General features: G+C 71.1%; 19 protein-coding genes. 10 read left to right on the plus strand and 9 right to left on the minus strand.

Annotated elements, in window-relative coordinates; translation table 11 throughout:
- Nucleotides 1-76 precede the first annotated feature (76 nt).
- A complete protein-coding gene (locus IEY79_RS04065; protein WP_189105867.1) occupies nt 77-625 on the plus strand; it encodes an HAD domain-containing protein in 549 nt (182 codons plus the stop codon).
- A 142-nt stretch (nt 626-767) separates the two neighbouring features.
- On the opposite strand, the gene IEY79_RS04070 is transcribed toward IEY79_RS04065, so the two are convergent.
- From IEY79_RS04070 to IEY79_RS04095, 6 genes are all read right to left on the minus strand, one after another.
- On the minus strand, nt 768-3,593 hold the full coding sequence (locus IEY79_RS04070) for a DUF5682 family protein (RefSeq protein ID WP_189105868.1): 2,826 nt from the start codon (nt 3,591-3,593) through the stop codon (nt 768-770).
- Nucleotides 3,590-4,702 carry an ATP-binding protein gene (locus IEY79_RS04075; RefSeq protein WP_189105869.1) on the minus strand — a complete coding sequence of 371 codons (1,113 nt, stop codon included), beginning with the start codon at nt 4,700-4,702 and terminating at the stop codon, nt 3,590-3,592. The genes IEY79_RS04070 and IEY79_RS04075 overlap by 4 nt, the downstream gene beginning before the upstream one ends.
- Before the next feature lie 12 nt (nt 4,703-4,714).
- Nucleotides 4,715-6,142: a VWA domain-containing protein gene (locus IEY79_RS04080; protein ID WP_189105870.1), complete on the minus strand. Its 1,428-nt coding sequence runs from the start codon at nt 6,140-6,142 to the stop codon at nt 4,715-4,717.
- Complete coding sequence (locus IEY79_RS04085) at nt 6,139-7,557, minus strand: hypothetical protein (protein WP_189105871.1); 1,419 nt, start codon at nt 7,555-7,557, stop codon at nt 6,139-6,141. The genes IEY79_RS04080 and IEY79_RS04085 overlap by 4 nt, the downstream gene beginning before the upstream one ends.
- Nucleotides 7,527-8,030 carry a hypothetical protein gene (locus IEY79_RS04090; protein ID WP_189105872.1) on the minus strand — a complete coding sequence of 168 codons (504 nt, stop codon included), beginning with the start codon at nt 8,028-8,030 and terminating at the stop codon, nt 7,527-7,529. The genes IEY79_RS04085 and IEY79_RS04090 overlap by 31 nt, the downstream gene beginning before the upstream one ends.
- Before the next feature lie 298 nt (nt 8,031-8,328).
- Nucleotides 8,329-9,312, minus strand: coding sequence for a GlxA family transcriptional regulator (locus tag IEY79_RS04095; protein ID WP_229700612.1), 984 nt, complete (start codon nt 9,310-9,312; stop codon nt 8,329-8,331).
- A 170-nt stretch (nt 9,313-9,482) separates the two neighbouring features.
- On the opposite strand from IEY79_RS04095, the gene IEY79_RS04100 reads away from it, so the two are divergent.
- Both IEY79_RS04100 and IEY79_RS04105 read left to right on the plus strand, forming a co-directional pair.
- Entirely contained in the window at nt 9,483-9,920 is a 438-nt protein-coding gene (locus IEY79_RS04100; protein WP_189105873.1) for a Rid family hydrolase, read from the plus strand.
- 84 nt (nt 9,921-10,004) lie between these two features.
- Nucleotides 10,005-10,271, plus strand: coding sequence for a hypothetical protein (locus IEY79_RS04105; RefSeq protein WP_189105874.1), 267 nt, complete (start codon nt 10,005-10,007; stop codon nt 10,269-10,271).
- Between the two features lie 60 nt (nt 10,272-10,331).
- Here IEY79_RS04105 and IEY79_RS04110 read toward each other — a convergent pair whose 3' ends face one another.
- The gene (locus IEY79_RS04110) at nt 10,332-11,198 is read right to left on the minus strand and encodes an LLM class flavin-dependent oxidoreductase (RefSeq protein WP_189105875.1); all 867 of its coding nucleotides are present in this window, start codon (nt 11,196-11,198) and stop codon (nt 10,332-10,334) included.
- A 199-nt stretch (nt 11,199-11,397) separates the two neighbouring features.
- On the opposite strand from IEY79_RS04110, the gene IEY79_RS04115 reads away from it, so the two are divergent.
- From IEY79_RS04115 to IEY79_RS04135, 5 genes are all read left to right on the plus strand, one after another.
- Nucleotides 11,398-12,864 (plus strand): dihydrolipoyl dehydrogenase family protein, encoded by a 1,467-nt coding sequence (locus IEY79_RS04115; RefSeq protein WP_189105876.1) that lies wholly within the window; start codon nt 11,398-11,400, stop codon nt 12,862-12,864.
- A 64-nt stretch (nt 12,865-12,928) separates the two neighbouring features.
- The gene (locus IEY79_RS04120; protein WP_189105877.1) at nt 12,929-13,672 is read left to right on the plus strand and encodes a response regulator transcription factor; all 744 of its coding nucleotides are present in this window, start codon (nt 12,929-12,931) and stop codon (nt 13,670-13,672) included.
- Nucleotides 13,659-15,770 (plus strand): sensor histidine kinase, encoded by a 2,112-nt coding sequence (locus tag IEY79_RS04125; protein ID WP_189105878.1) that lies wholly within the window; start codon nt 13,659-13,661, stop codon nt 15,768-15,770. The genes IEY79_RS04120 and IEY79_RS04125 overlap by 14 nt, the downstream gene beginning before the upstream one ends.
- Nucleotides 15,771-15,893: 123 nt before the next feature.
- Nucleotides 15,894-16,364, plus strand: a complete 471-nt coding sequence (locus IEY79_RS37195; RefSeq protein ID WP_229700613.1) for a hypothetical protein — start codon at nt 15,894-15,896, stop codon at nt 16,362-16,364.
- Nucleotides 16,365-16,527: 163 nt separating this feature from the next.
- A complete protein-coding gene (locus IEY79_RS04135) occupies nt 16,528-17,148 on the plus strand; it encodes a class F sortase (RefSeq protein ID WP_189105879.1) in 621 nt (206 codons plus the stop codon).
- A 67-nt stretch (nt 17,149-17,215) separates the two neighbouring features.
- On the opposite strand, the gene IEY79_RS04140 is transcribed toward IEY79_RS04135, so the two are convergent.
- Complete coding sequence (locus IEY79_RS04140) at nt 17,216-17,785, minus strand: hypothetical protein (RefSeq protein ID WP_189105880.1); 570 nt, start codon at nt 17,783-17,785, stop codon at nt 17,216-17,218.
- A 277-nt stretch (nt 17,786-18,062) separates the two neighbouring features.
- On the opposite strand from IEY79_RS04140, the gene IEY79_RS04145 reads away from it, so the two are divergent.
- Nucleotides 18,063-18,917 (plus strand): LysR family transcriptional regulator, encoded by an 855-nt coding sequence (locus tag IEY79_RS04145; protein WP_189105881.1) that lies wholly within the window; start codon nt 18,063-18,065, stop codon nt 18,915-18,917.
- Between the two features lie 114 nt (nt 18,918-19,031).
- Nucleotides 19,032-19,901, plus strand: coding sequence for an NAD-dependent epimerase/dehydratase family protein (locus tag IEY79_RS04150; RefSeq protein WP_189105882.1), 870 nt, complete (start codon nt 19,032-19,034; stop codon nt 19,899-19,901).
- A 58-nt stretch (nt 19,902-19,959) separates the two neighbouring features.
- On the opposite strand, the gene IEY79_RS04155 is transcribed toward IEY79_RS04150, so the two are convergent.
- The gene (locus IEY79_RS04155) at nt 19,960-20,832 is read right to left on the minus strand and encodes a DMT family transporter (protein ID WP_189105883.1); all 873 of its coding nucleotides are present in this window, start codon (nt 20,830-20,832) and stop codon (nt 19,960-19,962) included.
- Nucleotides 20,833-20,982 lie beyond the last annotated feature (150 nt).

The following is a 20,982-nucleotide window of genomic DNA, read 5'->3' on the forward strand; positions in this document are numbered from 1 at the left end:
CCGGGAGAATGCCCAGGATCGCGGCACCGATCGGGGCTACTCTCGCCGCACTCCGAGCGCCACGAGAGGACCCCTGATGAGCCGCCCCCTTCTCTATCTCGATGTGGACGGCCCGTTGAACCCGTACGCTGCCAAGCCCCATCGGCGCCCGTTCGGCTACAGGACGCACCGGATGAAGCCCGAGGGCTGGATCGCCCAGCACCCGGGCATGCCACGGGCGTCGGTGCGGCCCCTGCGGGTCTGGCTCAACCCCGACCACGGGCGCCGGCTCCGGGAGCTCGCCGGACTGTACGACCTGGTGTGGGCCACCACGTGGGGGAGTGAGGCGAACGTGTTCATCGGGCCCGTTCTCGGACTGCCCGAACTCCCCGCGGTGGACTGGCCGGTGATGCACGCGGCGGGACCCGACGAGACGTTCTGGAAGACACGGGACCTCGTGACGTACGCCGCGGGAAGGCCCTTCGCCTGGGTCGACGACGAACTGGGCGACGCCGACCGGGCCTACGTCGCCGCGCACCACGAGGGATCCGCGCTGCTGCTTCGGATCGACCCGCGGCTCGGCCTGCTGGACCCGGACTTCCGGGCGCTCGACGCCTTCGCGCGCACGCTCGGGGGCCGGGCTTGACCTGAAGTCTGATTGAGGTCCTACCGTCGCCGTTCGCTGAACGCTCGACGACGGGAGAACATCTCATGATCCTTGTGACCGGGGCCACCGGAAATATCGGCAGGGCCCGGCAGCGTCCTGCGGGCGGCCGATCGGCCGGTGGTCACGGTCCCGCCAGCAGCACCTCCAGGGCCACCGCCGTGTCCGGGTGGCGGGCGGTGAGCACCGCGCCCGAGGGGACCGGAACGGCCCTCTCCCACGTGCCCTCGTAACCCAGCAGATCCGCGACCGCGTCGCACGTCCGCGGGTACGCGGCGAGCAGCGCGGCACCCGCGCCCGTACCGGCGCCTTTGCCGTCGGCGCGGGCCGACCGTGGCGCGGCTCCCGCGTCCGGTGACTCCCGCCAGGGCGGCACCCATGCGTCCAGCGCCGCGAGCCGGCCGGGGAAGACGCGTCCCGCCTCCCGGATCAGCAGCGGTGCCAGATCGGCGCCGTCGGACCGCAACGTGCCGATCAGGGTCGGCAGCCACGGCAGCAGCACCGGATCCGGCAGCCGTGCGAAGGCGTTGGACACCGCCTCCACGACGAAGTCCGCCAGCTGTGGGACGGGCTCCAGCGCGTGCAGGAACCCGCTGAGATAGCGCGGGTAGGCGGGCACCACCAGAGGGTTGCCGAGCAGTTCGTCGCACCGCGAACGCAACCGCGCCCGGGACAGCTGACCGAGCTGCACCTGAGCCGCCCACAGCAGCGCCAGCTTGGCCGGCTCCCGCGGATGCGACTGCGCGAACGCGAGCTCCAGCTGTGTCCGGTCGCAGCCGAGCGACAGCGCCAGACTCTCCATGCCGAACAGGAACCCCAGGGTCGCGGCCACCTGCCGGACCGTCGCGTCCTCGTCGGTGAACGCCGTCGGCAACAGGGTGCAGTAGTGCGCGTAACCCGTCTTGACGAAGGACTCGATCCATGGCGGCAGCACCGGCTCACTGGTCCGGTAGTACGCCAGCAGCCGGCGCACCCGGCGCAGCACCTCCGGCGCCCCGTCGACACCGCGCTCGGTCGCCAGCACCTCCAGGGCGCGCGTGCCCAGTTCGTCGGCGAGGCGGCGGCTGCGCAGATACAGTGTCGCGTCCTCCACCGCCTCCAGGACCGCCGCCGCGGTCGCCTGCGGGTCGTACGCCCGGCGCCGCAGACGCTGCTCCAGGACCTGCTCGATGCTGACGCCCTCGTAACCGAGCTCGATCAACGCCCGCTGATGCGTGCCCAGCGCCAGGTCCCACGACTCCTGGATGGGCTGCTCGCCGAGCCGTCGTTCGCCCATGATCGCCCGCGCGGCGCCCCACGGCAGCAGATGGCGCAGCATCCACAGCACGTCGGAGCACCGCCCCAGCTCCGGATTCGCCGCCATGTCCAGCAACGCCCGCTGCACACCGCGCTGTTGGAGCTTGAGGTTCAGCGGCGCGAGCCGGTCGTGGACATCACGCGCCAGCGGCGGCAGGGCGTCGTACCCGACCTGTCCGATCCGGTCGCCGCCCATCATGATCTCGACGATGCGACGCACGTCGCGCCGGCCCGGCACCTTGTCCTTCTCGATGCAGGTGATCGCCGCGTCCTGGAAGTCGTACGGCGTCGGCCTGGCCCGGTCGCGCATACCGGCCAGCAGGATCGACGTCTCGAACACGGCGACAGCGTCTGCGGTGGAGGCGAGATAGCCGTTGCGGCGCGCCGCGCGGACGATCTCCACGGACCAGCCGAGCAGTTCGGCCTCGTCCAGCGGATCGAGGACCGGCGCGCGCCGCAGGAAACCGGACAGCTTGTCCGAGAGGGCGTCCGCGATCCCGGGGACGGCCGGGACCTCGGTCTTCGCGGGTTTCGCCGCAGCCTTCTTCGCACCCGCCTGTCCCACGAGCCGGAACGGCTGGACCCGGGTGCGTTTGAGGTTCTTCGCCCACTGGGTCGCCGCGATGGACACCGAGCCGGCCGCGAGACCGAACTGGGCCTCGATGGCGGCATGGCTGGAGGGGATCAGGCCGTGCTGCCACACGCTCGCACTCGGCGGGCTGATCTCGAAGGTGTCGGCGCCGTCGACCCCGAACTCCGCGACCCTGCTGGCCGCGTGGAACGCGCCGCAGACATAGAGACAGTCCCCGGGATCGGTGCCGGACGCGGCGAGATGCTCGCGCATCCTGGTCCACATGTAGCGCTCGCGGTCCTCGTCCACCCGGACCCGGTCCTCCTTGCCGGGTGCCAGCCGCCGGAAGAGACTGCCGATCAGCAGCATGACCTGCCGGTAGGTGTCGTGATCGCTGTCGCCGAGCGGCAGCTCGACGTACTGATGCCACCACTCCGACCAGTGCCGCACCCGGCCGTGGCGCAGCAGATGCTCCTCCAACTCGGCGAAGCGCGGTCGAAGGTCGCCGATCTCCACGCCGACCGCGTCGCCGTGCAGCCCCGCCTCCTCCTCGGCCCCCGGGCCCGGCGGATCTTCGGATTCCGCCGACTCGGTCCCGGTCGCCTGCCACTGGAACACATGGTCCGAGGACCGGTCGACCAGGACCAGTTCCACGCCGGGGGTGTCCAGCGCGTAGGCGATCGCCTGATACTCGGCCGACGCCTCGGTGATCGGTGCGACGACCGACAGCGGCGCCCAGCCGGCGGGGAAGCCGTCGACCTCGCTCGCGAACGCCTGGACCGCCACCGGGAGACGGCAGTTGCGCAGCTCGGACAGGAGCGGAGCCATGTCCTCGCACAGCTCCAGATACACGACCTTCGGCCGCTTCTCCCGCAGCCGCCGGGCCATGGCGATCGCCGAGGCCGGTGAGTGGTGGCAGACGGGGAAGATCTCCAGCGGTTCGCGCACCGCGCGGTCGACGTCGTCCACGATGCCCAGGAGGATGCCCTCCAGCGCCTCAGGCCCGTCTGCCAGTGATGTGGCCGCCTCCCGCAACTGCGTGCGCAGTGCCTCGAAGGCCGCCCCCTCCCGCACCGCGCTCATGAGAGGGTCGCGATCGCGTCCCGGCCGCCCTCCAGGAACTCCGGCCAGGACCCGCCCTTTTCCTTGCTGCGCGGCTCCACGACACCGTGCAGGTACTTGTTGAGGATGGCCAGGTCCTCGGGCTCGCGCCGGGCCAGCGATCCCACGAGCGAGGAGGCGAGGGCTCGGGCCGTCAGCTCGCGCTCGCCGAAGAAGTTGCTGTGCAGGATCGCGTCCTCCAGTACGCCGATCTGCTCGGCGCTCGACAGCGCCGACTCCAGCTTCTCGTCGTCGCTGCCCGCGGCGGCCGCGGAGGCGCGCAGATCGGCGAAGCTCTGGAGCAGTACGTCCAGCAGAGTGGGCGGCACGTCCAGTTCGATCTGGTGACGGCGCAGCAGTTCCTCCGTACGGAAGCGGACGATCTCCGCCTCGCTCTTCCTGTTCGTCACCACCGGGATACGGACGAAGTTGAACCGGCGCTTGAGCGCCGAGGACAGGTCGTTGACGCCCCGGTCACGGCTGTTGGCGGTGGCGATGACGGAGAATCCGGGCTTGGCGAAGACGATGCTGTCGCTGTCCAGCTCGGGGACCGAGATGTACTTCTCCGACAGGATCGAGATCAGGGCGTCCTGGACGTCGCTCGTGGAGCGGGTGAGCTCCTCGAACCGGCCGATCGCACCGGTCTCCATCGCCGTCATGATCGGCGAGGGGATCATCGACTCGCGCGACTGGCCCTTGGCGATCACCATCGACACGTTCCACGAATACTTGATGTGGTCCTCGGTGGTGCCGGCCGTGCCCTGCACCACCAGGGTCGAGCTGCGGCATATCGCGGCGGACAGCAGCTCGGCGAGCCAGCTCTTCCCCGTCCCCGGATCACCGATCAGCAGCAGACCGCGGTCGGACGCCAGTGTGACGACGGCGCGCTCGACCAGGCTGCGGTCGCCGAACCACTTCTGCGGGATCTCCCGGTCGAGACCGTCGGAACGCTCGGACCCCAGGATGAACAGACGGACCATCTTGGGGGAAAGGCGCCAGGAGAACGGCTTGGGACCGTCGTCGACCGACTCCAGCCAGTCCAGCTCCTCGGCGTACTTGATCTCGGCGGGGGCGCGCAACAGGTCAGACATGACGGGGCCTTTCTAAGCGAGAAACGTCTTGAGTTCGTGGACGAGCTTGCGTATGTGACCGGAGATCACCGGTGTGCCGAGCGCCTTGAACCGCTCCCGGAACCAGGGGTTGACCTCCTGGCGGCCGGAGCTGGTCACCGAGCCGACCGGAATGAACTTCACCCCGGACCGGTGGACCGCCTCGATGCCCTCGAACAACGGCTGGGAGCGGCCGAATTCGTAGAAGTCCGAGATCCACACCATCACCGTGTCGCGGGGATCGGTGATCTTCGGGAGCGCCATCGCCATCGCGACGGGACCGTCGTTGCCGCCGCCGAGATTGGTGCGGAGCAGCGACTCGAACGGGTCGTGCACCCATGGAGTCAGGTCGATCGCACGGGTGTCGTAGGCGATCAGATGGACGTCCACCTTCGGCAGCCCGGCGAAGATCGAGGCCAGAATCGTGCAGTTGACCATCGAGTCGGTCATGGAACCCGACTGGTCGACCACCACGATCAGCCGCTGGGGCGTCGTCTTGCGCGCGGTGTGGCGGTAGAAGAGGCGGTCGACATAGAGCCGTTCCTCCTCGGGGCTCCAGTTGGTGAGGTTCTTCCAGATCGTGCGGTCGAGGTCGAGGTTGCGGAACACCCGCTTGGGCGGCACCGAGCGGTCCAGGGCGCCGACCGAGGCCTTCTCCACCTGCGTACGCAGCACCTCGGCGACCTCGTCGACGAAGCGCCTGATGAGCGCCTTCGCGTTGGCCAGGGCCACGCCGGACAGATTGTTCTTGTCGCGCAGCAACTGCTCGATCAGCGACATGCTCGGGGTGAGCCGCGCCGCGAGTTCGGGGTCGGCGAGCACCTCACGCAGGTGCATCCGCCTGACCAGGTCCGCTTCGATGGCGCCCAGTTCCGGACCGATCGTCGGGATCAGCCGGCTCAGGTCGGGTGTCGTACCGCCTCCGGAGGCGTACGGGCTGTCGCCGCGACCCGCGCCGCCCTGTGTGGAGCGGCCTCCACGCAGCGCGCCGGGCTCACAGCCCAGGGCGCGCTCCAGCCAGCCCGCGTCGGACTGCCACCGCGAGAGCTGGTCGGCGGTGACCGTGCCCGAGCCGGACCCGTAGACGTTCAGCAGCACCTTGGACACCAGCGCCGCGCGCCGTACCTCGGCGGGGCGATCACGTGTGTCGGCGCCCTCGGGCTCCGTGCCGGCGGGCTCGGGGGCGGGCACCATCAGACCGTCGAACTCGGCGGCCAGCTCGGGGTGGCGCTGTACGGTCGAGCCCACCGAGACCTTCGGGTCCAGCAGGGCCGAAGGCAGCCCGATGTCCTCGACGACGGCGAGGCTCGCCGACTCCAGCGCCGCCTGCTCCTCGGGATCGAAGAGCTGGGCGAGGAGTCGCCAGTACAGGACCTGGCGGCGGTTGTCGTGCGAACTCGCGCCGGTGTTGTCTCCGGTCATTTCCGCAACAGCCTTCCCGCCCGCTCGCGCAGCATCGTCCCGGCGTCGGTGGCGGCCTTCTCCGCCCTGGCACCGGCCTTGTCCGTCGTACCGCCGGCCCAGGCCCCGGCGTGGATCGCGGTGAGCTTCTTCCGTACGGTCGTCTCGACGGCGAGCGGCTGGAGGGTGAACTCCCCGGCGTCCCAGCGGAGCAGTCCGATGCACGCCCGCGACACGGCGACGGCCTCGGGGGTGAGCGGTCCGGCCGTCGGAATACGGTCGGTGTCCACGGCCAGGCGGTGGTCGGCGACCGTGAACGTCAGCCCGTCGTCGTCCTGTTGAGAGCTGTAGCCCTCCAGGAAGACCGGTGCCGCGATCCGCGCGGGATGCCGGTCCAGCGGCGCGGTCGCGGAGACCGAGGCGGTGGACAGCGCGACGCGGGCGGTGGCGAAGGCGTCGGCGGGCGCGCCCGCGCGTGCCCGCGCGTCGCTCCAGACCAGGTCGCCCTCGGCGGTGACGGGCATGTCGCTGAGGTCCATCGAGCGGCCTTCGCTCACGGCGGCCAGGAGAGACATGTGCGGTCGCAGGAGCTGCCACAGGCCGGCACCGACGATCGTGTCGGGCTTCGGCACCGACACGCATCCGCGCACGAGGCGTGACGCGCCACCGTCCGCGGGCTCGAAGACCGCGTGGACCTGGGCCTGTACGGCGGTCGCGTGCTCCTGCACGTCGACGCCCAGGGGCAGGAGCCGGCCCGAGACCATACCGGTCACGGGAACACCGGCCGCACCCGGAACCGTCAGCACCATCGCCCGCGACCACAGGTCGGCCCAGCGTCGTACCGGCACGCGCTCCAGCGCGGAGCCCGGGCAGGAGGCGGCGAGTTCGGCGGCGAAGCCGTCGAGCAGCGTCGCCAGACGGCGCAGGTCCGGGTCCGGCAGCATCGCGGAGACGACAGCCGCCGAGCCGGAGACCACCTCGTGATCGATGCCCTGCCAGCCGCAGCGCGCCAGGTCGGCCAGCCAGGAACGGGCGGCCACGAGCAGGTTCGCCGGGTGGGGTTCGGGCGGCTCCGGGACGCTTTCCCCGGCGTGTGACCGGCCGGTCGCCGCCTCGACGCGTTCCATGAGCGCGTCGTGGACGGAGCCGACCAGGGCGGTGCGGGCGGCGGCGAGGGCGACGAAGTGGTCCTCGCTCGCGGCACCGGCCGCCGCCTTCTCGGCCGCCTCGGCGACTCTGCCGGCCAGCGGCGTCCCCGCGACGGCGTCGGCCAGCTCGGTCAGACCGGCGGCCTGGACGGCGTGGGGACGGAGCAGGCCGACGACCAGAGCCCGGTCGAAGGCGTCGACGGCCGCCAGGGCCTCGTCGAGCCCAGCGACGGACTCGGTGAGCAGGTCGACGCGCATCACGCCACCGCCCTGGTGGGCGGGAACCACTGCATCTCCGGCACCGGCGCGGTGGTCGGGGCGAGCTCCAGATACGCGAGGTGACGCAGGAACCGGCTGAAGACGGAAGCCGCTGCCGCGTTGTCTCCTCGTGGTGGGCCGGTGGCGATCATGGCCACGGCGAGGGCGTCCTCGGTCGTCCCCCAGACGTCGGTGTCGAGCCGGAGGTAGCGGGCGACACGCTCGGGGCCGTACTGGAGTGCCGCCTCGTCGATCAGGGTCCGGATGTGTCTGCAGAAGCTGCCGCGCGCGCCGCCGCAGGGACGGTTGTTGTTGGTGCTGCACGCGAACGCGAATGTGCCGGCCGCGACGGACGAGACGTAGACCCGCTCGATGTCCGATCCACTGGACACCACACCCTGCACGCGTCCGTCGGCCAGCTCGACGAACGGGACCTTGGCGAGCTTGCGCGGCCGTGCGGGTGGGACCACCCGTGCCGTGCTCGACCTCTCCCAATCCGACACCGCACCATCTCCTTTTCCGCAGGGGGGACTTGGGGTCTGTTGTCTGGATCAGGCCCCGGGCGCCGCCAGAACGGCGGAACACGGATGAACCTACTGGCGGCCACTGACAACGGTGATCATGCGTCCACAGGGCGCGGGGGACAGGGGCCTCCCAGGACGGATCAGGACGGTCCGAGGCGGGGGCGCGAGGGTGTACCGGAGGGGCGTCGCCGGAGCCGATCGCGGATGACGACACGGGCGGTAGTACTTCCTGTGCGCCGCCAGGGTTGACCTTCAACCGCCCCGCGGACGCTGTTCCTCACGAGGGCTCGACGAGCCGCTCCGTGTGCAACTTCCGGTAGGCGGTCGGGGTCACCCCCACTTCCCGCCGGAAGATGCTCCGAAAGTTCGCGGCCGTACCGAAACCCGTCGCGCCGGCGATCCTCTCCACCGACCAGTCGGACTCCTCAAGAAGCCTTCGCGCACCGGTCAGCCTCTGGCGTGTGACCCAGTGCATGGGAGGCATGCCTGTCTCACGGGCGAAACGGCGGATGAAGGTTCTGCGGGAAAGCAGGCTGTGGTCCGCCATCTGCTGGACCGTGATCGGCGAACCGATATTGCTGATCACCCATTCCCGTGTCGCCCGCAGATCGGCGCGCGAAGGGCTGAGCGTGTCCGCGTACCGCGGCTCGTTCGCGGTACGGGCGGGAGAGACGACGACGTCCTTCGCCACCTCGTCGGCGACAGCCTCACCGAAATCGGCCTGGACGACATGCAGACACACATCCAGTCCCGCGCCGGCGCCCGCCGACGTAAGAATTGCCCCGTCCTCGACGAACAATCGATTCTCGACGACATCGACCCCGGGGTGCAACGTCCGAAGGAGATCGGTATATTTCCAATAGGTCGTCGCGGTCTTCCCGTTCAGCATTCCGCCGGCCGCCAGCGCGAAAACACCCGTACAGACGGCGACGATACGGGCACCTCGCTCGACGGAAGCCCTCAGTGCCTTGACATAGGATTCCGGGATGGGGAGACGCGGGTCCTCATAACCAGGAATCAGGACGATATCGGCGCGCTCCATGTCGGCGAGCGAATGGGTCGGCCTGATGTCGGCCGCGACATCGACGTACGGCGAGCTGTCGCTCGAACCGCCGGAGGATTCGAAGTCGTCATCTCCGCACACAATGACCTGATAGCCGGCGTGCTGACCGAAAACATGCGCGGGAATGCTGACGTCCAGCGCGTACAGCCGCGGCACCGCGAGGATCGCGACAACTATCTTGGCATCTCCGGACGGCAATTACGCTCCCTCGTCTCCGCGTTCCGTGTCCAGAGTAGCCCACGCGCGGGGCCACAAGACCGGTGCCGGTCGGCACGATCCTTGCTGTAAGTGGCACGGCCAAGTCTGGCCCTCGCGGACCAGTCGCCCTACCGTTTTGAAGGAACTCACCTTTCGATGATCGGAGCGTCATGAGCAATGCCAACGCCAACAAGGTTGAAAGTTTCGGAGTCCCGTGGGAGGAGAGTTACGGATACGCTCAGGCGGTCAAGCGCGGCGACACCATTTACCTCTCGGGCCAGGTGGCCCACAACGGCGCAGAATTCGTCGCCCCCGCGCCGGTCGGTGACGACGGACTGGTCACTGATTTCACCAACATGGGCGAGCAGTTGCGCCAGTGCTATGCGAACGCCGCTGAGTTGCTGGGGCGTTTCGGCGCATCGCTGGACGACGTGGTCGACGAGGTCCTGTATGTCCTGGACGCCGACGCGGGCAACGCCGCCGCGGGCCCGGTCCGCAAGGAAGCCTACGGCCGCCCGGACCCACAGGTGGCGAGCACGATGATCGGCACTCCTCGGCTGGCCTTTCCGGAGCTGCTGGTCGAGGTGAAGTTCATCGCCCGGGTCTGAGCCGGATCCCCGTCCGGACCCGTGCCCGTCACGGGGGCCGGCCGAGGACCCGGGCTTGTCAGTGGTGGCTGGGATGCTGCCGTGATGGACGAACTGATACGGCGGCGGGTGTACGGCGCCGACCACGACGACCCCGACCCCGGGCCACGACCCGGCCGCGTGTACCGGGAGCTGTGCGCGGGCCCGTTGGACGGGCTGCTGCTCGACGTGACCGGCTGGACGGACGAGGAGCTGGGCACGGGCGCGATGCTGGTCACGGAGATCGGGGCGTACGGCCCGGGCGGCCGCGCCGGCTACGGGCCGCGCGCCGGTGATCCGCGGCGATGGGACTGGGAGGGCGACAGCCCGTGAGGGTGATCGGCGGGTCCTCGGCCCGGGAGGAAGCCGTGGGGGCCACGGGCCGAGGGTGGTTCAGAGCACCGGCTTCCCCGCCTCGACACGGCGTAGCACCGGGGTCAGACGGTCCAGGTCGGGGCCGGTCTGGATCTGCCGTTCGTCCCACCACGTGGCGCCCGCGTCGTGCAGCGGCCCGATCACGTCCTTGGCCTTGGCGGCGTTCGGGGGCGTGACACCGCCGAGCACGAACTCGAAGGGCCGCTCGGCCCCGGCCGCCGTACGCTGCTCCCGGACGTAGCCGACCATCTCCCGTACCTCCGCCGTGTCCGGCACATGACCATGCCGGGCGGTCTCGAAGAGCGGCACCGCGCCGTCCCACCGCGCCGCACGCCGCATGGGCGCACGACGTGGCCAGAAACCGCCGATCCACACCGGCGGGCGCGGCCGCCGCACGGTGGCGGGCAGCAGCGTCACGTCCCGGACCTCGTAGTGGGCACCCCGGTGGTTCACCGGCGCGCCGGACCAGAAGCGTTCCAACAGGTCCAGCCCCTCGTCCAGCCGCTCGCCGAGCCGGCGCGGCTCGGCGGCGTCGCCGAAGCTGCGGTACTCGTCCTCCACCGGACCGCCCAGGCCCGCGGCGAAGATCACCCTGCCGCCGCTGAGGTGGTCCAACGTGGCCACCTGGCGGGCGAGTTGCTGCGGAAGGTAACGGGGGACGGGCGTCAGGAGCGTGCCCAGCCGGATCCGCGAAGTCGCCAGGGCGGCCGCGGTCAGCAGCATCCAGGGATCCCCGAAGGGACGCCCCTGGTGGTAACGGTGCAGCACGTGGTCCCAGACGAAGAGCCCGTCCCAGCCGGCCTCTTCGGCGGCTGCCGCCACGGTCGCGACGTTACGGGGGTCGGCGAAGTCGCCGAAGTTGGGGATGTTGACGGAGAAGCGCATTCCCGCAGGATGCGCAGTCGGCGGTGAAGGCGCAACGGGATTCGGATCCGGACGGCGTCGGCTCATCGTCCGGATCCGTGCCGCGGCGCGGGGCCCGGCAAAAGCTGCGTGGGGCCCCGAGCAGTGGTTGTGTGGAGATGCGGCGTGGGACAGCGCCCTTCGACGGATCGACGGTTCTCGATCGGGAATCGAGGGAGCAATGACTGAGACATCCGAAAGCCGGCGCGGCCAGGGCAGCGGCACCTACGACGTGGTCGTGCTGGGTGCCGGTCCCGTCGGACAGAACATCACCGATCGCGCCCGTGCCGCCGGTCTGACCGTGGCCGTCGTGGAGCGTGAGCTCGTCGGCGGCGAGTGTTCCTACTGGGCCTGCGTTCCCAGCAAGGCCCTCCTGCGGCCGGTGATCGCCGTCTCCGACGCCCGCCGCGTCGACGGCGCCCGGCAGGCCGTCACCGGTGCGATCGACACGGGCCAGGTCTTCGCCCGGCGTAACCGGTACGTCACCGACTGGGACGACACCGGGCAGGCCGAGGGGGTCAAGTCCAGCGGCGCCGACCTCTTCCGGGGCCACGGCCGCATCGACGGCCCCCGGCGTGTCACGGTCACCCGCGACGACGGCGCGCACCTCACCCTCACCGCCCGGCACGCGGTCGCCGTCGCCACCGGCAGCCGGCCCACCGTGCCCGACATCCCCGGCATCCGGGAGGCCCGGCCCTGGACGAACCGGCAGGGTACGGACTCCGGCGTCGTGCCCGCCCGGCTGGCCATCCTCGGGGGCGGCGGGGTCGGAGTCGAGATGGCCACCCTCTGGCAGGGGCTGGGCTCCCGGGTCACCCTGCTGGCCCGCCGTCGCCTCATCCCCCGCATGGAACCCTTCGCGGGCGAACTGGTCGCGGGCAGTCTCAGCGACGCGGGGGTCGACGTACGGACCGGCGTTGTGCCCACTGCGGTGCGCCGGCCGGATCCCGGCGGGCCCGTGACGCTCACCCTCGACGACGGCGGTGAACTGGAGGCGGACGAGGTCATGTTGGCCACCGGCCGTACCCCCAACACCGACGACATCGGCCTCGACACGGTCGGCCTCACCCCCGGCGCCTGGCTGGACGTGGACACCACCTGTCTGGTCCACGGCGCCGAAGGCGAGTGGCTGTACGCCCTCGGCGACGTCAACCACCGCGCCCTCCTCACCCACCAGGGCAAATACCAGGGCCGGACGGCGGGCGACGCCATCGGGGCCCGCGCCGCAGGCCGCCCTCTGGACGACGCCCCGTGGGGCGACCACGCGACAACCGCCGACCAGCACGCCGTCCCGCAGGTCTTCTTCACCGACCCCGAAGCCGCCGCGGTCGGTCTGACCGCCCAGCAGGCGGCCGACGCCGGTCACCGGATCAAGACCGTCGACCTCGACTTCGACGCCGCCCAGGGCGCCAACCTCTACGCCGACGGCTACCAGGGCCACGCCCGGATGGTGGTCGACCTCGACCGGGACGTCCTGCTCGGCGTCACCTTCGTCGGCCCGGGGGTCAGCGAACTGCTCCACTCGGCGACCGTCGCCGTCGCCGGAGAGGTCCCGCTCAAGCGGCTGAGGCACGCCATCGCCTGCTTCCCGACGGTCAGCGAGATCTGGCTCTTCCTCCTCGCCGCCCACCAGCGCGAACGCGACTGAGCCGCCCCGACGGGACGCACCTCCTGAGAGCCGCCCGGGCGACACTCTCGCTACGATCGCCGACGTGTGCGCAAACATCGTGGTCGCCGAAGACGACGTGAAACAGTCCGAACTGGTGCGCCGTTATCTGGAGCACGAAGGGCATACGGTCACGGTCGTCGGGGACGGCCGTACGGCTCTTGAGGAGGTACGCCGCGGGGAATCCGATCTGCTGGTCCTCGACGTGATGATGCCGCGGACCGACGGCCTCGACGTGGTACGGATCCTGCGCGCCGAGTCCCGTGACGTACTGGTGCTGATGCTGACGGCCCGCAGCACCGAGGACGATCTGCTGCTCGGTCTTGATCTGGGTGCGGACGACTACATGACGAAGCCGTTCAGCCCGCGGGAGTTGACGGCTCGCGTACGTACCCTCCTGCGCCGCAACAGACGCTCCGGCGTCGGCCCGGCGCCGGCGCCCGCCGCTGCCTCCGCCGACGAGGCGCTGTCGGTGGGCACGCTCAGGATCGACCCCGCCCGGCACGAGGTGTCGGTCGGGGAGACGCCGGTTGAGTGCACCCCCGGCGAGTTCCGCATCCTCACCGCGATGGCCATGGAGCCCGACCGGGTCTTCACCCGGCAGCGGCTCCTGGAGGAACTGCACGGCTTCGACAAGTACATCAGCGATCGCACGGTGGACGTGCACATCATGAATCTGCGCAAGAAGATCGAGCACGCGCCACGGCGGCCGACCCGGCTGCTGACGGTGTTCGGCGTCGGCTACAAACTGACGGACCCCGCGAAGAACGTACGCCATGCCCGGCCCTGAACAGCCGCGGCCACCGCGCCGGTCGCAGCGCCTACGGCTACGGGGCCGGCCGCGCCTGCCGCTGCGCAGGAGTCTGCTCGGCAGGCTGCTGACCGTGTCCGTGCTGGTGGCCTCGTGCTCGGTCGCCGCCACCGCCTGGCTCGCGGTCCAGACGACCTCCGGGGCGATACGCCAGGAGCAGGGGCAGGATCTCAGCTCCGACGCGAAGATCTACGACACGCTGCTGGAGTACGCCGCGACGCACCCCGGTTGGGAGGGCGTCGAGGACACGGTGCGGGAACTGGCCGCCAAGTCCGAACGCCGGATCGCCCTGACGACCGAGGACCGGCGCCTCCTCTTCGACTCCGCGGAGTCCTCCGCCGCCACTCCGGCCGTCCCGCCTCTTCCGGCCCAGGCCTCGGCGGTGGTCGACCCGCTCTCCGTCGACACCGTGCTGGTGCCCGAGGCCATATCCGCCGGTGCGGACCGTGTCGATCCACGGGCCGTTGGCCCCTTCCTGCTGCCCGCGGCGGAACGCGCCGAACTGCGTAAGAGCACCGCCGAGCACGTCGCGTGCCTGAGCGCGGTGGGTATCGCCGCCGACGTGGTCGAGAGCCCCAGCGGGCGGCCCCGTGTCGAGTTCGTCAGCAACGACACCGACCGCTCCCTGGAACTCAAGTGCCTGGCAGGCGAGTCGGGCACCACCCCGACCGAGAAGAAGGCCCTCGACGAACTCGACGAACTGGCCGACGCCTGTCTGAAACGCCAGGGGCGTACGGGAGTGACGCTGAATCTGGACCTGTCCTGGGACCGGGGGCACGACCAGCCCGCTTTCCCCGAGCCGAATCCCGGCACGGGCAGCGGCGTCGGCGTCGGCGAGACGGAGGCCGAACTGTCGGCCGCCGAGAAGATGGCGGCCGACAAGAAGAGGGCGGCGGAGATCGCGGCGGGTCCCAAGGGCCGGGTCGCCGGAGCCCATGACAGCGCGTACGACCGGGCCATCGCCTCCTGCGTCGGCAGCGCCCGCCGCGAGCAGCTCACGGCCTATGTCGCCGCGCCCGCGATGCTGTTCATCGAGGGCACCGGCGCCGTCAGCGTGCCCGGCTTCGACCTCTCACCCGCGAACACGGCACGCATCGTCGGCGTCACGGCCCTCGTCCTGGCTCTCACCGTAGGCGCCTCGGTGATCGCCGGAACCCGGCTCGTACGGCCCCTGCACGCGCTCACCGGCGCCGCGCAGCGGATGCGCGACGGCTTGGACTCGGCGCCGGTGCCGGTCGGCCCGGACAACGAGATCGGACGGCTGACCGCCGCCTTCAACGACATGGCCGTACACCGCGCCCGGCTGGAGGAGCAGCGCAAGGTGATGGTCAGCGATGTCGCCCACGAGCTGCGTACGCCGCTGAGCAACATCCGCGGCTGGCTGGAGGCGGCACAGGACGGACTGGCCGATCCCGACCCGGCGTTCGTCTCCTCGCTCCTGGAGGAGGCGGTCCAGCTCCAGCACATCATCGACGACCTCCAGGACCTCGGCGCGGCGGACGCGGGCGCTCTGCGTCTGCATCCGGAGTCCGTGAACGCCGACGAACTCCTCAGCCAGGTGGCGGCGGCGTACCAGGGCCCGGCGGAGACGGCCGGGGTCACCCTCACGGTTGCCCCCGCGGGGCCGGGCGGACCCGGGCCGTCGCTGTACGCCGATCCCGTTCGGCTGCGCCAGGCCGTCAGCAATCTCGTCTCCAACGCGGTGCGTCACACACCGTCCGGGGGCCGGGTGACGTTGCGTTCGTACGTGACCGGTTCCGGTTCCGGGGACGGGGACGGGGTGGCGCTGGAGGTGGCCGACACCGGCGCGGGTATCCCCGCGGAGGACGTTCCGCATGTGTTCGACCGCTTCTGGCGGGCGGAGAAGTCGCGGAACCGGAGTACCGGCGGCAGCGGCCTGGGCCTGGCGATCGTGCTCAAGCTCGCCGAGGCGCAGGGCGGGACGGCGGAGGTGGTCAGCACGGAGGGGCAGGGATCGGTCTTCACCCTGCGGCTGCCGGCGGCGTCCCCGGACGGCCCTGCCGCCGAGGAGAGCGGGGAGACCGAGGTGGGCGACGAGGGCACCGGCGGACCCTGATGCGATCGACATGACGCTCTGACAGCTTCTTCACAGGTTGGCGCCAGCCTGGAGCCCTGCCCGGAACCTGAGGCGATTCAGCGCCCGGGTACCACCGAGTTCGGGCTGGAACTGGAGCCATACATGTCACATCGTCACCGCCTGGGTCTCGCCGTACTGCCCGCCGTCGTGGCCGGCGCGATGTTCGTCCCGGTCTCCGCGGCCGTCGCCTCCGAAGCGGCCCGGACGCCGGTCATGTCGGCGGCCGACGAGCCGCCCACCGACGAGACGGCGGACGCGAAGAAGACCGCCGAGCAGAAGAAGGCGGCGGACGAGAAGAAGGCCGCGGAGCAGAAGAAGGCCGCGGAGCAGAAGAAGGCCCAGGCCGCGAAGGAGGGCGGGCTCTCCGCCGAGGAGAAGATGAAGGAGGATGCCGCGAAGAAGGCCGCGGCAGGCGAGAAGGCCGTCCCGCGTGGCGGCGTGGCCGCGGGCGAGGCCCCGGCCGGAGACAGCGGAACGACCACCCTCGTCGGCTCGGCCGCCGGAGCGCTGCTGCTCGCGGGCGCCGGCACCTTCGTGGTGCGCCGCCGCTCCGCCGGGCGGCGCGAAGTCTGACCCGGCACGACGTGGCGCCGTCCTTGCCGGGCGGCGCCACCTCGTAAGTACGAGGGGTTGGTGCCCGCCCGGGGCCCCTACGGCGACCGCTGACGCCGGCCGCTCATCCGGCCTGAGCCGATCACAGGCCCCTGACCCTCCCGGTCCTGTTCTGGAGCCCGCTGTGCCCCCTGCCCGCCTCGCCCGCTATGTCCCCGTGGTCCCCGTGGTCCTCACCGTGCTGACCGGCTGCTCGCCCGCGCCGGGCACGGCTCCCGACGACCCGGCCACCGGCAGCGGAGCCCGCGACCGTACCGCCGTCGGCACCCATTCGCCCGGTGACCGAGCGGCAGTTGGACGACCCGCGGCTCCGGTGGAGGTCCGGATCCCCTCCATCGGCGTGAGGAGTTCCCTGCTGGAGCTCGGTCTCAACACCGACGGCACGGTCGAAGTGCCGCCGCCCGACAAGGGCATGACCGCCGGCTGGTACACCGGCGGCGCCGCGCCCGGTGAGGCAGGCGCGGCCGTGATCATCGGCCACAACGACACACGGTTCGGCAAGGCTGTCTTCCACGACCTCAGAAAGGTCGCCAAGGGCGCGGACGTCGTGGTCCGCAACAGCCTGGGGGAGTCCATGCGATTCACCGTCACGGGCTCCGAGAGTGTCAGCAAGGACTCCTTTCCCACCGACAAGGTCTACGGCCCGACACGGGACCACGCCCTGCGACTGATCACCTGCGACGGCGACTTCGACGCCGAGGGCCACCCGGTGAACAACCTGATCGTCTACGCGACGCTGGACTGACACCCCACTCCGAAGCCCCCAGGGAGGCGCTGCCCGCCGTGGACGCCGGCCGGCTCGGGGTCCCCGGTCAGTCGGACACGATGTGGACGATCGCCGTACCGTTCTCGCCGGTCGCCGCCTGGATCACCACGGCGTCGGGCTGCTTGCCCGGCCGTTCGGCCTCACCGAGTCCGCCGCACGAGTTTCCGCTGCCGGTGGTACGGAGGACGGTGATGCATCCTTGCCCCGGACCGGTCGCGCCGCCCTCGGACCGGCCGTTGCCGGACTTCACCGTGTACTCGACCCTGTTCTTGCCGATCTCGGTCACCGACAGGGTCGCCTCACCGCCCGGACCCTTGAACGGGAACGTCACCGGCTCGGACACCGCGATCTCGCAGTCGCCGTCCTTACAGGCACCGACATCGCTCCCGTCCGCCGCCGAAACCGACGGCTTCGCGGGGGAGGGCCGGGCGGAAGGGGACTTCGAGGTCTGTTGCCCGGGCGGGGGAGCCGTGTCGGCCCCGCCCGCCCCATCGGTCTTGTCGGAGCCGCCGCACCCGGCCACCGTCAGAGCTGCCAGCGTGGCGAGCGCGACGCCCGTTCCCCACCGTTTCGCGCGTTGTCCTCGGGGCCTTCGGGTCGATGTGGTCGCGGCCATGGTCTTTCCCCCGTGTTCCGGTGTGCTGTGGTGCTGTGCTCGGCGGTCAGCGTCCAGGGTTCCCAGTCGTCACCCTCGTCACGCACCGTACCGGCCGCGAAGGCGCTGACGGGGGCGGTCCGGCAACGGCACCGAGCGCGTCCGGCGCACGCCGGGCACGCGCCCGTATCGGGGCGCGCCGTCTCCACCTCTCCCGGCCTCCACCTCTCCGTCGCACCGAGGGAACCGTACGGAGGAACTAGCCTGGTGCCATGGCGTACACACGCTGGGAGATCTAGTGGATGTCGATCTGCGCAAGCTGCGCTACTTCGTGGTCGTCGCCGAGGAACTGCACTTCGGCCGGGCCGCGGAGCGGCTGCACATCACCCAACCGGTGCTCTCCCGCCAGATCCGCGCCCTGGAGCACGAGCTGCGCGCGCGGCTGTTCGACAGGAACAAGCAGTCCACCGAGCTGACGGCCGCCGGTCGCCAGCTGCTGGAGGACGCCGGACCTCTGCTCGCCTCGGCCCAGGCCCTCACCCTCCGTGTGCGGCGGGCCGCCCACGAGGCGTCGACGTTCACGGTCGGCTTCATGCCCGGCATCACCGTGACCGGCCCCGTGCGGGCCTTCTCCGACCGGCATCCCGAGCTGACCGTGAAGGTGGTGCGCACCTCCTGGGGAGACCAGGTCCAAGCGGTGCACGAGGGGCTCATCGACGTGAGCTTCGTACGGTTGCCCGTCGACCATCGTGGTCTGACCCTGCGCCCGCTCTTCAAGGAACCCCGCGTCGCCGTCCTTCCCGCGCACCACCGTCTGGCCGGCAAGGAGTCCATCGGTATCGCGGACCTGGCCACCGAACGGCTGCTGCAGGATCCCGACGCCGTCCCCGAGTGGCGTGACCTCCCCGACCGCCTCGGCGTCGACGGCTCCGCACCCGCCTTCCGGAGCGTCGAGGAGAAGCTGGAACGCGTCGCGACAACCGGGGGCGTGATCGTCCTTCCCCTGTCGACCGCGGCGTACTACACCCATACCGATGTGGCCCATGTGCCCATCGACGACATCGGACCCAACGAGGTGTGCCTCGCCTGGAGCACCCACCGGAACTCCCCGCTGATGCCGGAGTTCGCCGAGATCGCCGCCACCCGGCACTGATGTCCTGAGGGCATCACCGATGGCGAAAGAGGTCTTGGACGCGGCGGGCGGCCCAGGTCCAGGGTGGAATCAGCGGCGGACCTCCCGCCACCATCCGAAAGGACCGTGAGGACGATGAAGGTCTTCATCACAGGCGGGTCCGGCTACCTCGGCCGCCCCACCATCCAGGCCCTGACCCGGCACGGCATCGAGGTGACGGCGCTGGCGCGCAGCGAGCGCTCCGCGCGCACCGTGGCCGAACTGGGCGCCACCCCCGTTCGCGGGACGCTGTCGGACACCGGTATCCTCCGGCAGGCGGCCCGCGAGGCCGACGGAGTGATCCACCAGGGAGTGGACTACGCCGAGGACACCGCCGACATCGACCGCGCGGCCGCGGCGGCACTGCAGGACGGGGCGGGAAGCCGCCCGTATGTGCACACCGGCGGGGCGTGGGTGTACGGCGACACGGACGGCGTCGCGGACGAGGACACCCCGATGAGCCCGCCACCCATCACCACTTGGCGGCTGGAGAACGAGAAGCGCGTACTCGCCCGTGCCGGGACCGGGGAGCGCCCGGTGGTCGTGATGCCAGGACTGGTCTACGGCCGTTCCGGCGGGCTGTCGCAGATGTACTTCGTCGAGCCGGGGCGGGCCGCCGGAGCCGTGCCCTCCATCGGGGACGGCTCCAACCACTGGGCCATCGTCCACGTCGACGACATCGCCGAGCTGTACGTCCTGGCGCTGAACGCCCCGGCGGGTTCCGTCTACATCGGCGCCGGCGGCCAGAACCCCCTGCTGGCGGACATCGCCCAAGCACTCAGCCAGGCCGCCGGCTGCCCGGGGAGGATCGAACCGCTGACCATCGAGGAGGCCGTGCGGCGGATGGGCCCGATCGCCGAGGCGTTCGCGCTCGACCAGCGGCTCTCCGGCGACCGGGCCCGCCGCGAGCTGGGCTGGGTACCCACGCGTCGCGACGCCCTGACCGACATCGCCCGGGGCACCTGAACCATCGGGACCTCCCCGGCGGCCCCTCAGCCCTTGTCGGGCGCGGTTCACGCGGGCGTCAGTGCGCGCGGCGCTTGCGTGGGGAGGTGCCCGACGCCAGGGGAGAGCGCGCCAGTTCGATGCAGCCGGCCGTGATGAGGGCGACCGCGAGGAGTGCCGGCAGCAGCCACCAGCCGGTGCGTACGCTCTCGCCGTACAGCGTCACCCCGTAGACGATGCTGATCAGCGCGTCGCCGAGCGTCAGCATCGGCTGCGACGCGACGAGGGACCCTGCCTGGAGGGCGTTCTGGAGGAGGAAGAGCGCACCGACTCCGGCGACGCCGGTGGCGTACAGCTGCCAGGAGGCGAAGAACGCGCCGATCCCCGCACCTTCCTCAAGGCTGGCCACGGCGTCCTTGAGAAGCGCGGCGGTCAGGGCGTACGCGCAGGCGGCGGCGAGTCCCAGCAGCGCGGCGCGCGTGTTCCTCCGCGTCCTGAGCGCGGCGGCGATCACCAGTGCCTCGAAGATCCCGGTGATGACCAGAGCCGGGAGCCAGGAGAAACCCTGCACGGTCTCGGTGCCGCCCGTGGGCGCGGCCGCGCCGAGTCCGAGCGCCAGACCGATGGTCACCGCGGCCACGCCCATCCAGGCGCTGAGCACCAGCCGGGTGCGGAAGGCGTAGCTCGCGATCAGCAGGGTCAGGGGCAGCTCGATGACGAAGATCGGCTGTACGACGGCGATGGGCCCGGTCGCGAGCGCCACCCCCTGGCAGATCGCGGCCACGATCACCAGCCCGATACCGGCGAGCCAGACGCGCTTGCGGAGCAGATGCCCGATGAGCGACAGCCGCATGGCGTCGGAGTCGGGCAGGGTGGAGGCGGCGCGCCGCTGGAGCACGGCGGCGCAGGCGTTGCTGATCGATGTCAGCACGGCGAAGAGGACACTGATCACCGGCCCATCATGCGGGCGGCGGGCGCCGGGGCTGCTCTCATCGCGGGCGATGCGGCCGCGCGGGGGCCGAACGGGTGAACGGCCGGGCGCCGACAGCGGCCCCGTCGCCGGGGGACCCGCGGCGTACGTCCGCCGCAGGCCCCCGACGCA

The sequence above is a fragment of the Streptomyces camponoticapitis genome (assembly GCF_014646115.1).
In the GTDB taxonomy this organism is placed as follows: domain Bacteria; phylum Actinomycetota; class Actinomycetes; order Streptomycetales; family Streptomycetaceae; genus Streptomyces; species Streptomyces camponoticapitis.

Bases quoted from the DNA above. Each gene is read 5' to 3' on its own strand.
- IEY79_RS04110 (WP_189105875.1), bottom strand. From the start codon at position 11,198: ATGCGCTTCTCCGTCAACATCCCCAACTTCGGCGACTTCGCCGACCCC.
- IEY79_RS04100 (WP_189105873.1), top strand. From the start codon at position 9,483: ATGAGCAATGCCAACGCCAACAAGGTTGAAAGTTTCGGAGTCCCGTGG.
- IEY79_RS04105 (WP_189105874.1), top strand. From the start codon at position 10,005: ATGGACGAACTGATACGGCGGCGGGTGTACGGCGCCGACCACGACGAC.
- IEY79_RS04080 (WP_189105870.1), bottom strand. From the start codon at position 6,142: ATGACCGGAGACAACACCGGCGCGAGTTCGCACGACAACCGCCGCCAG.
- IEY79_RS37195 (WP_229700613.1), top strand. From the start codon at position 15,894: ATGTCACATCGTCACCGCCTGGGTCTCGCCGTACTGCCCGCCGTCGTG.
- IEY79_RS04140 (WP_189105880.1), bottom strand. From the start codon at position 17,785: ATGGCCGCGACCACATCGACCCGAAGGCCCCGAGGACAACGCGCGAAA.
- IEY79_RS04075 (WP_189105869.1), bottom strand. From the start codon at position 4,702: ATGTCTGACCTGTTGCGCGCCCCCGCCGAGATCAAGTACGCCGAGGAG.
- IEY79_RS04065 (WP_189105867.1), top strand. From the start codon at position 77: ATGAGCCGCCCCCTTCTCTATCTCGATGTGGACGGCCCGTTGAACCCG.
- IEY79_RS04125 (WP_189105878.1), top strand. From the start codon at position 13,659: ATGCCCGGCCCTGAACAGCCGCGGCCACCGCGCCGGTCGCAGCGCCTA.
- IEY79_RS04115 (WP_189105876.1), top strand. From the start codon at position 11,398: ATGACTGAGACATCCGAAAGCCGGCGCGGCCAGGGCAGCGGCACCTAC.
- IEY79_RS04070 (WP_189105868.1), bottom strand. From the start codon at position 3,593: ATGAGCGCGGTGCGGGAGGGGGCGGCCTTCGAGGCACTGCGCACGCAG.
- IEY79_RS04150 (WP_189105882.1), top strand. From the start codon at position 19,032: ATGAAGGTCTTCATCACAGGCGGGTCCGGCTACCTCGGCCGCCCCACC.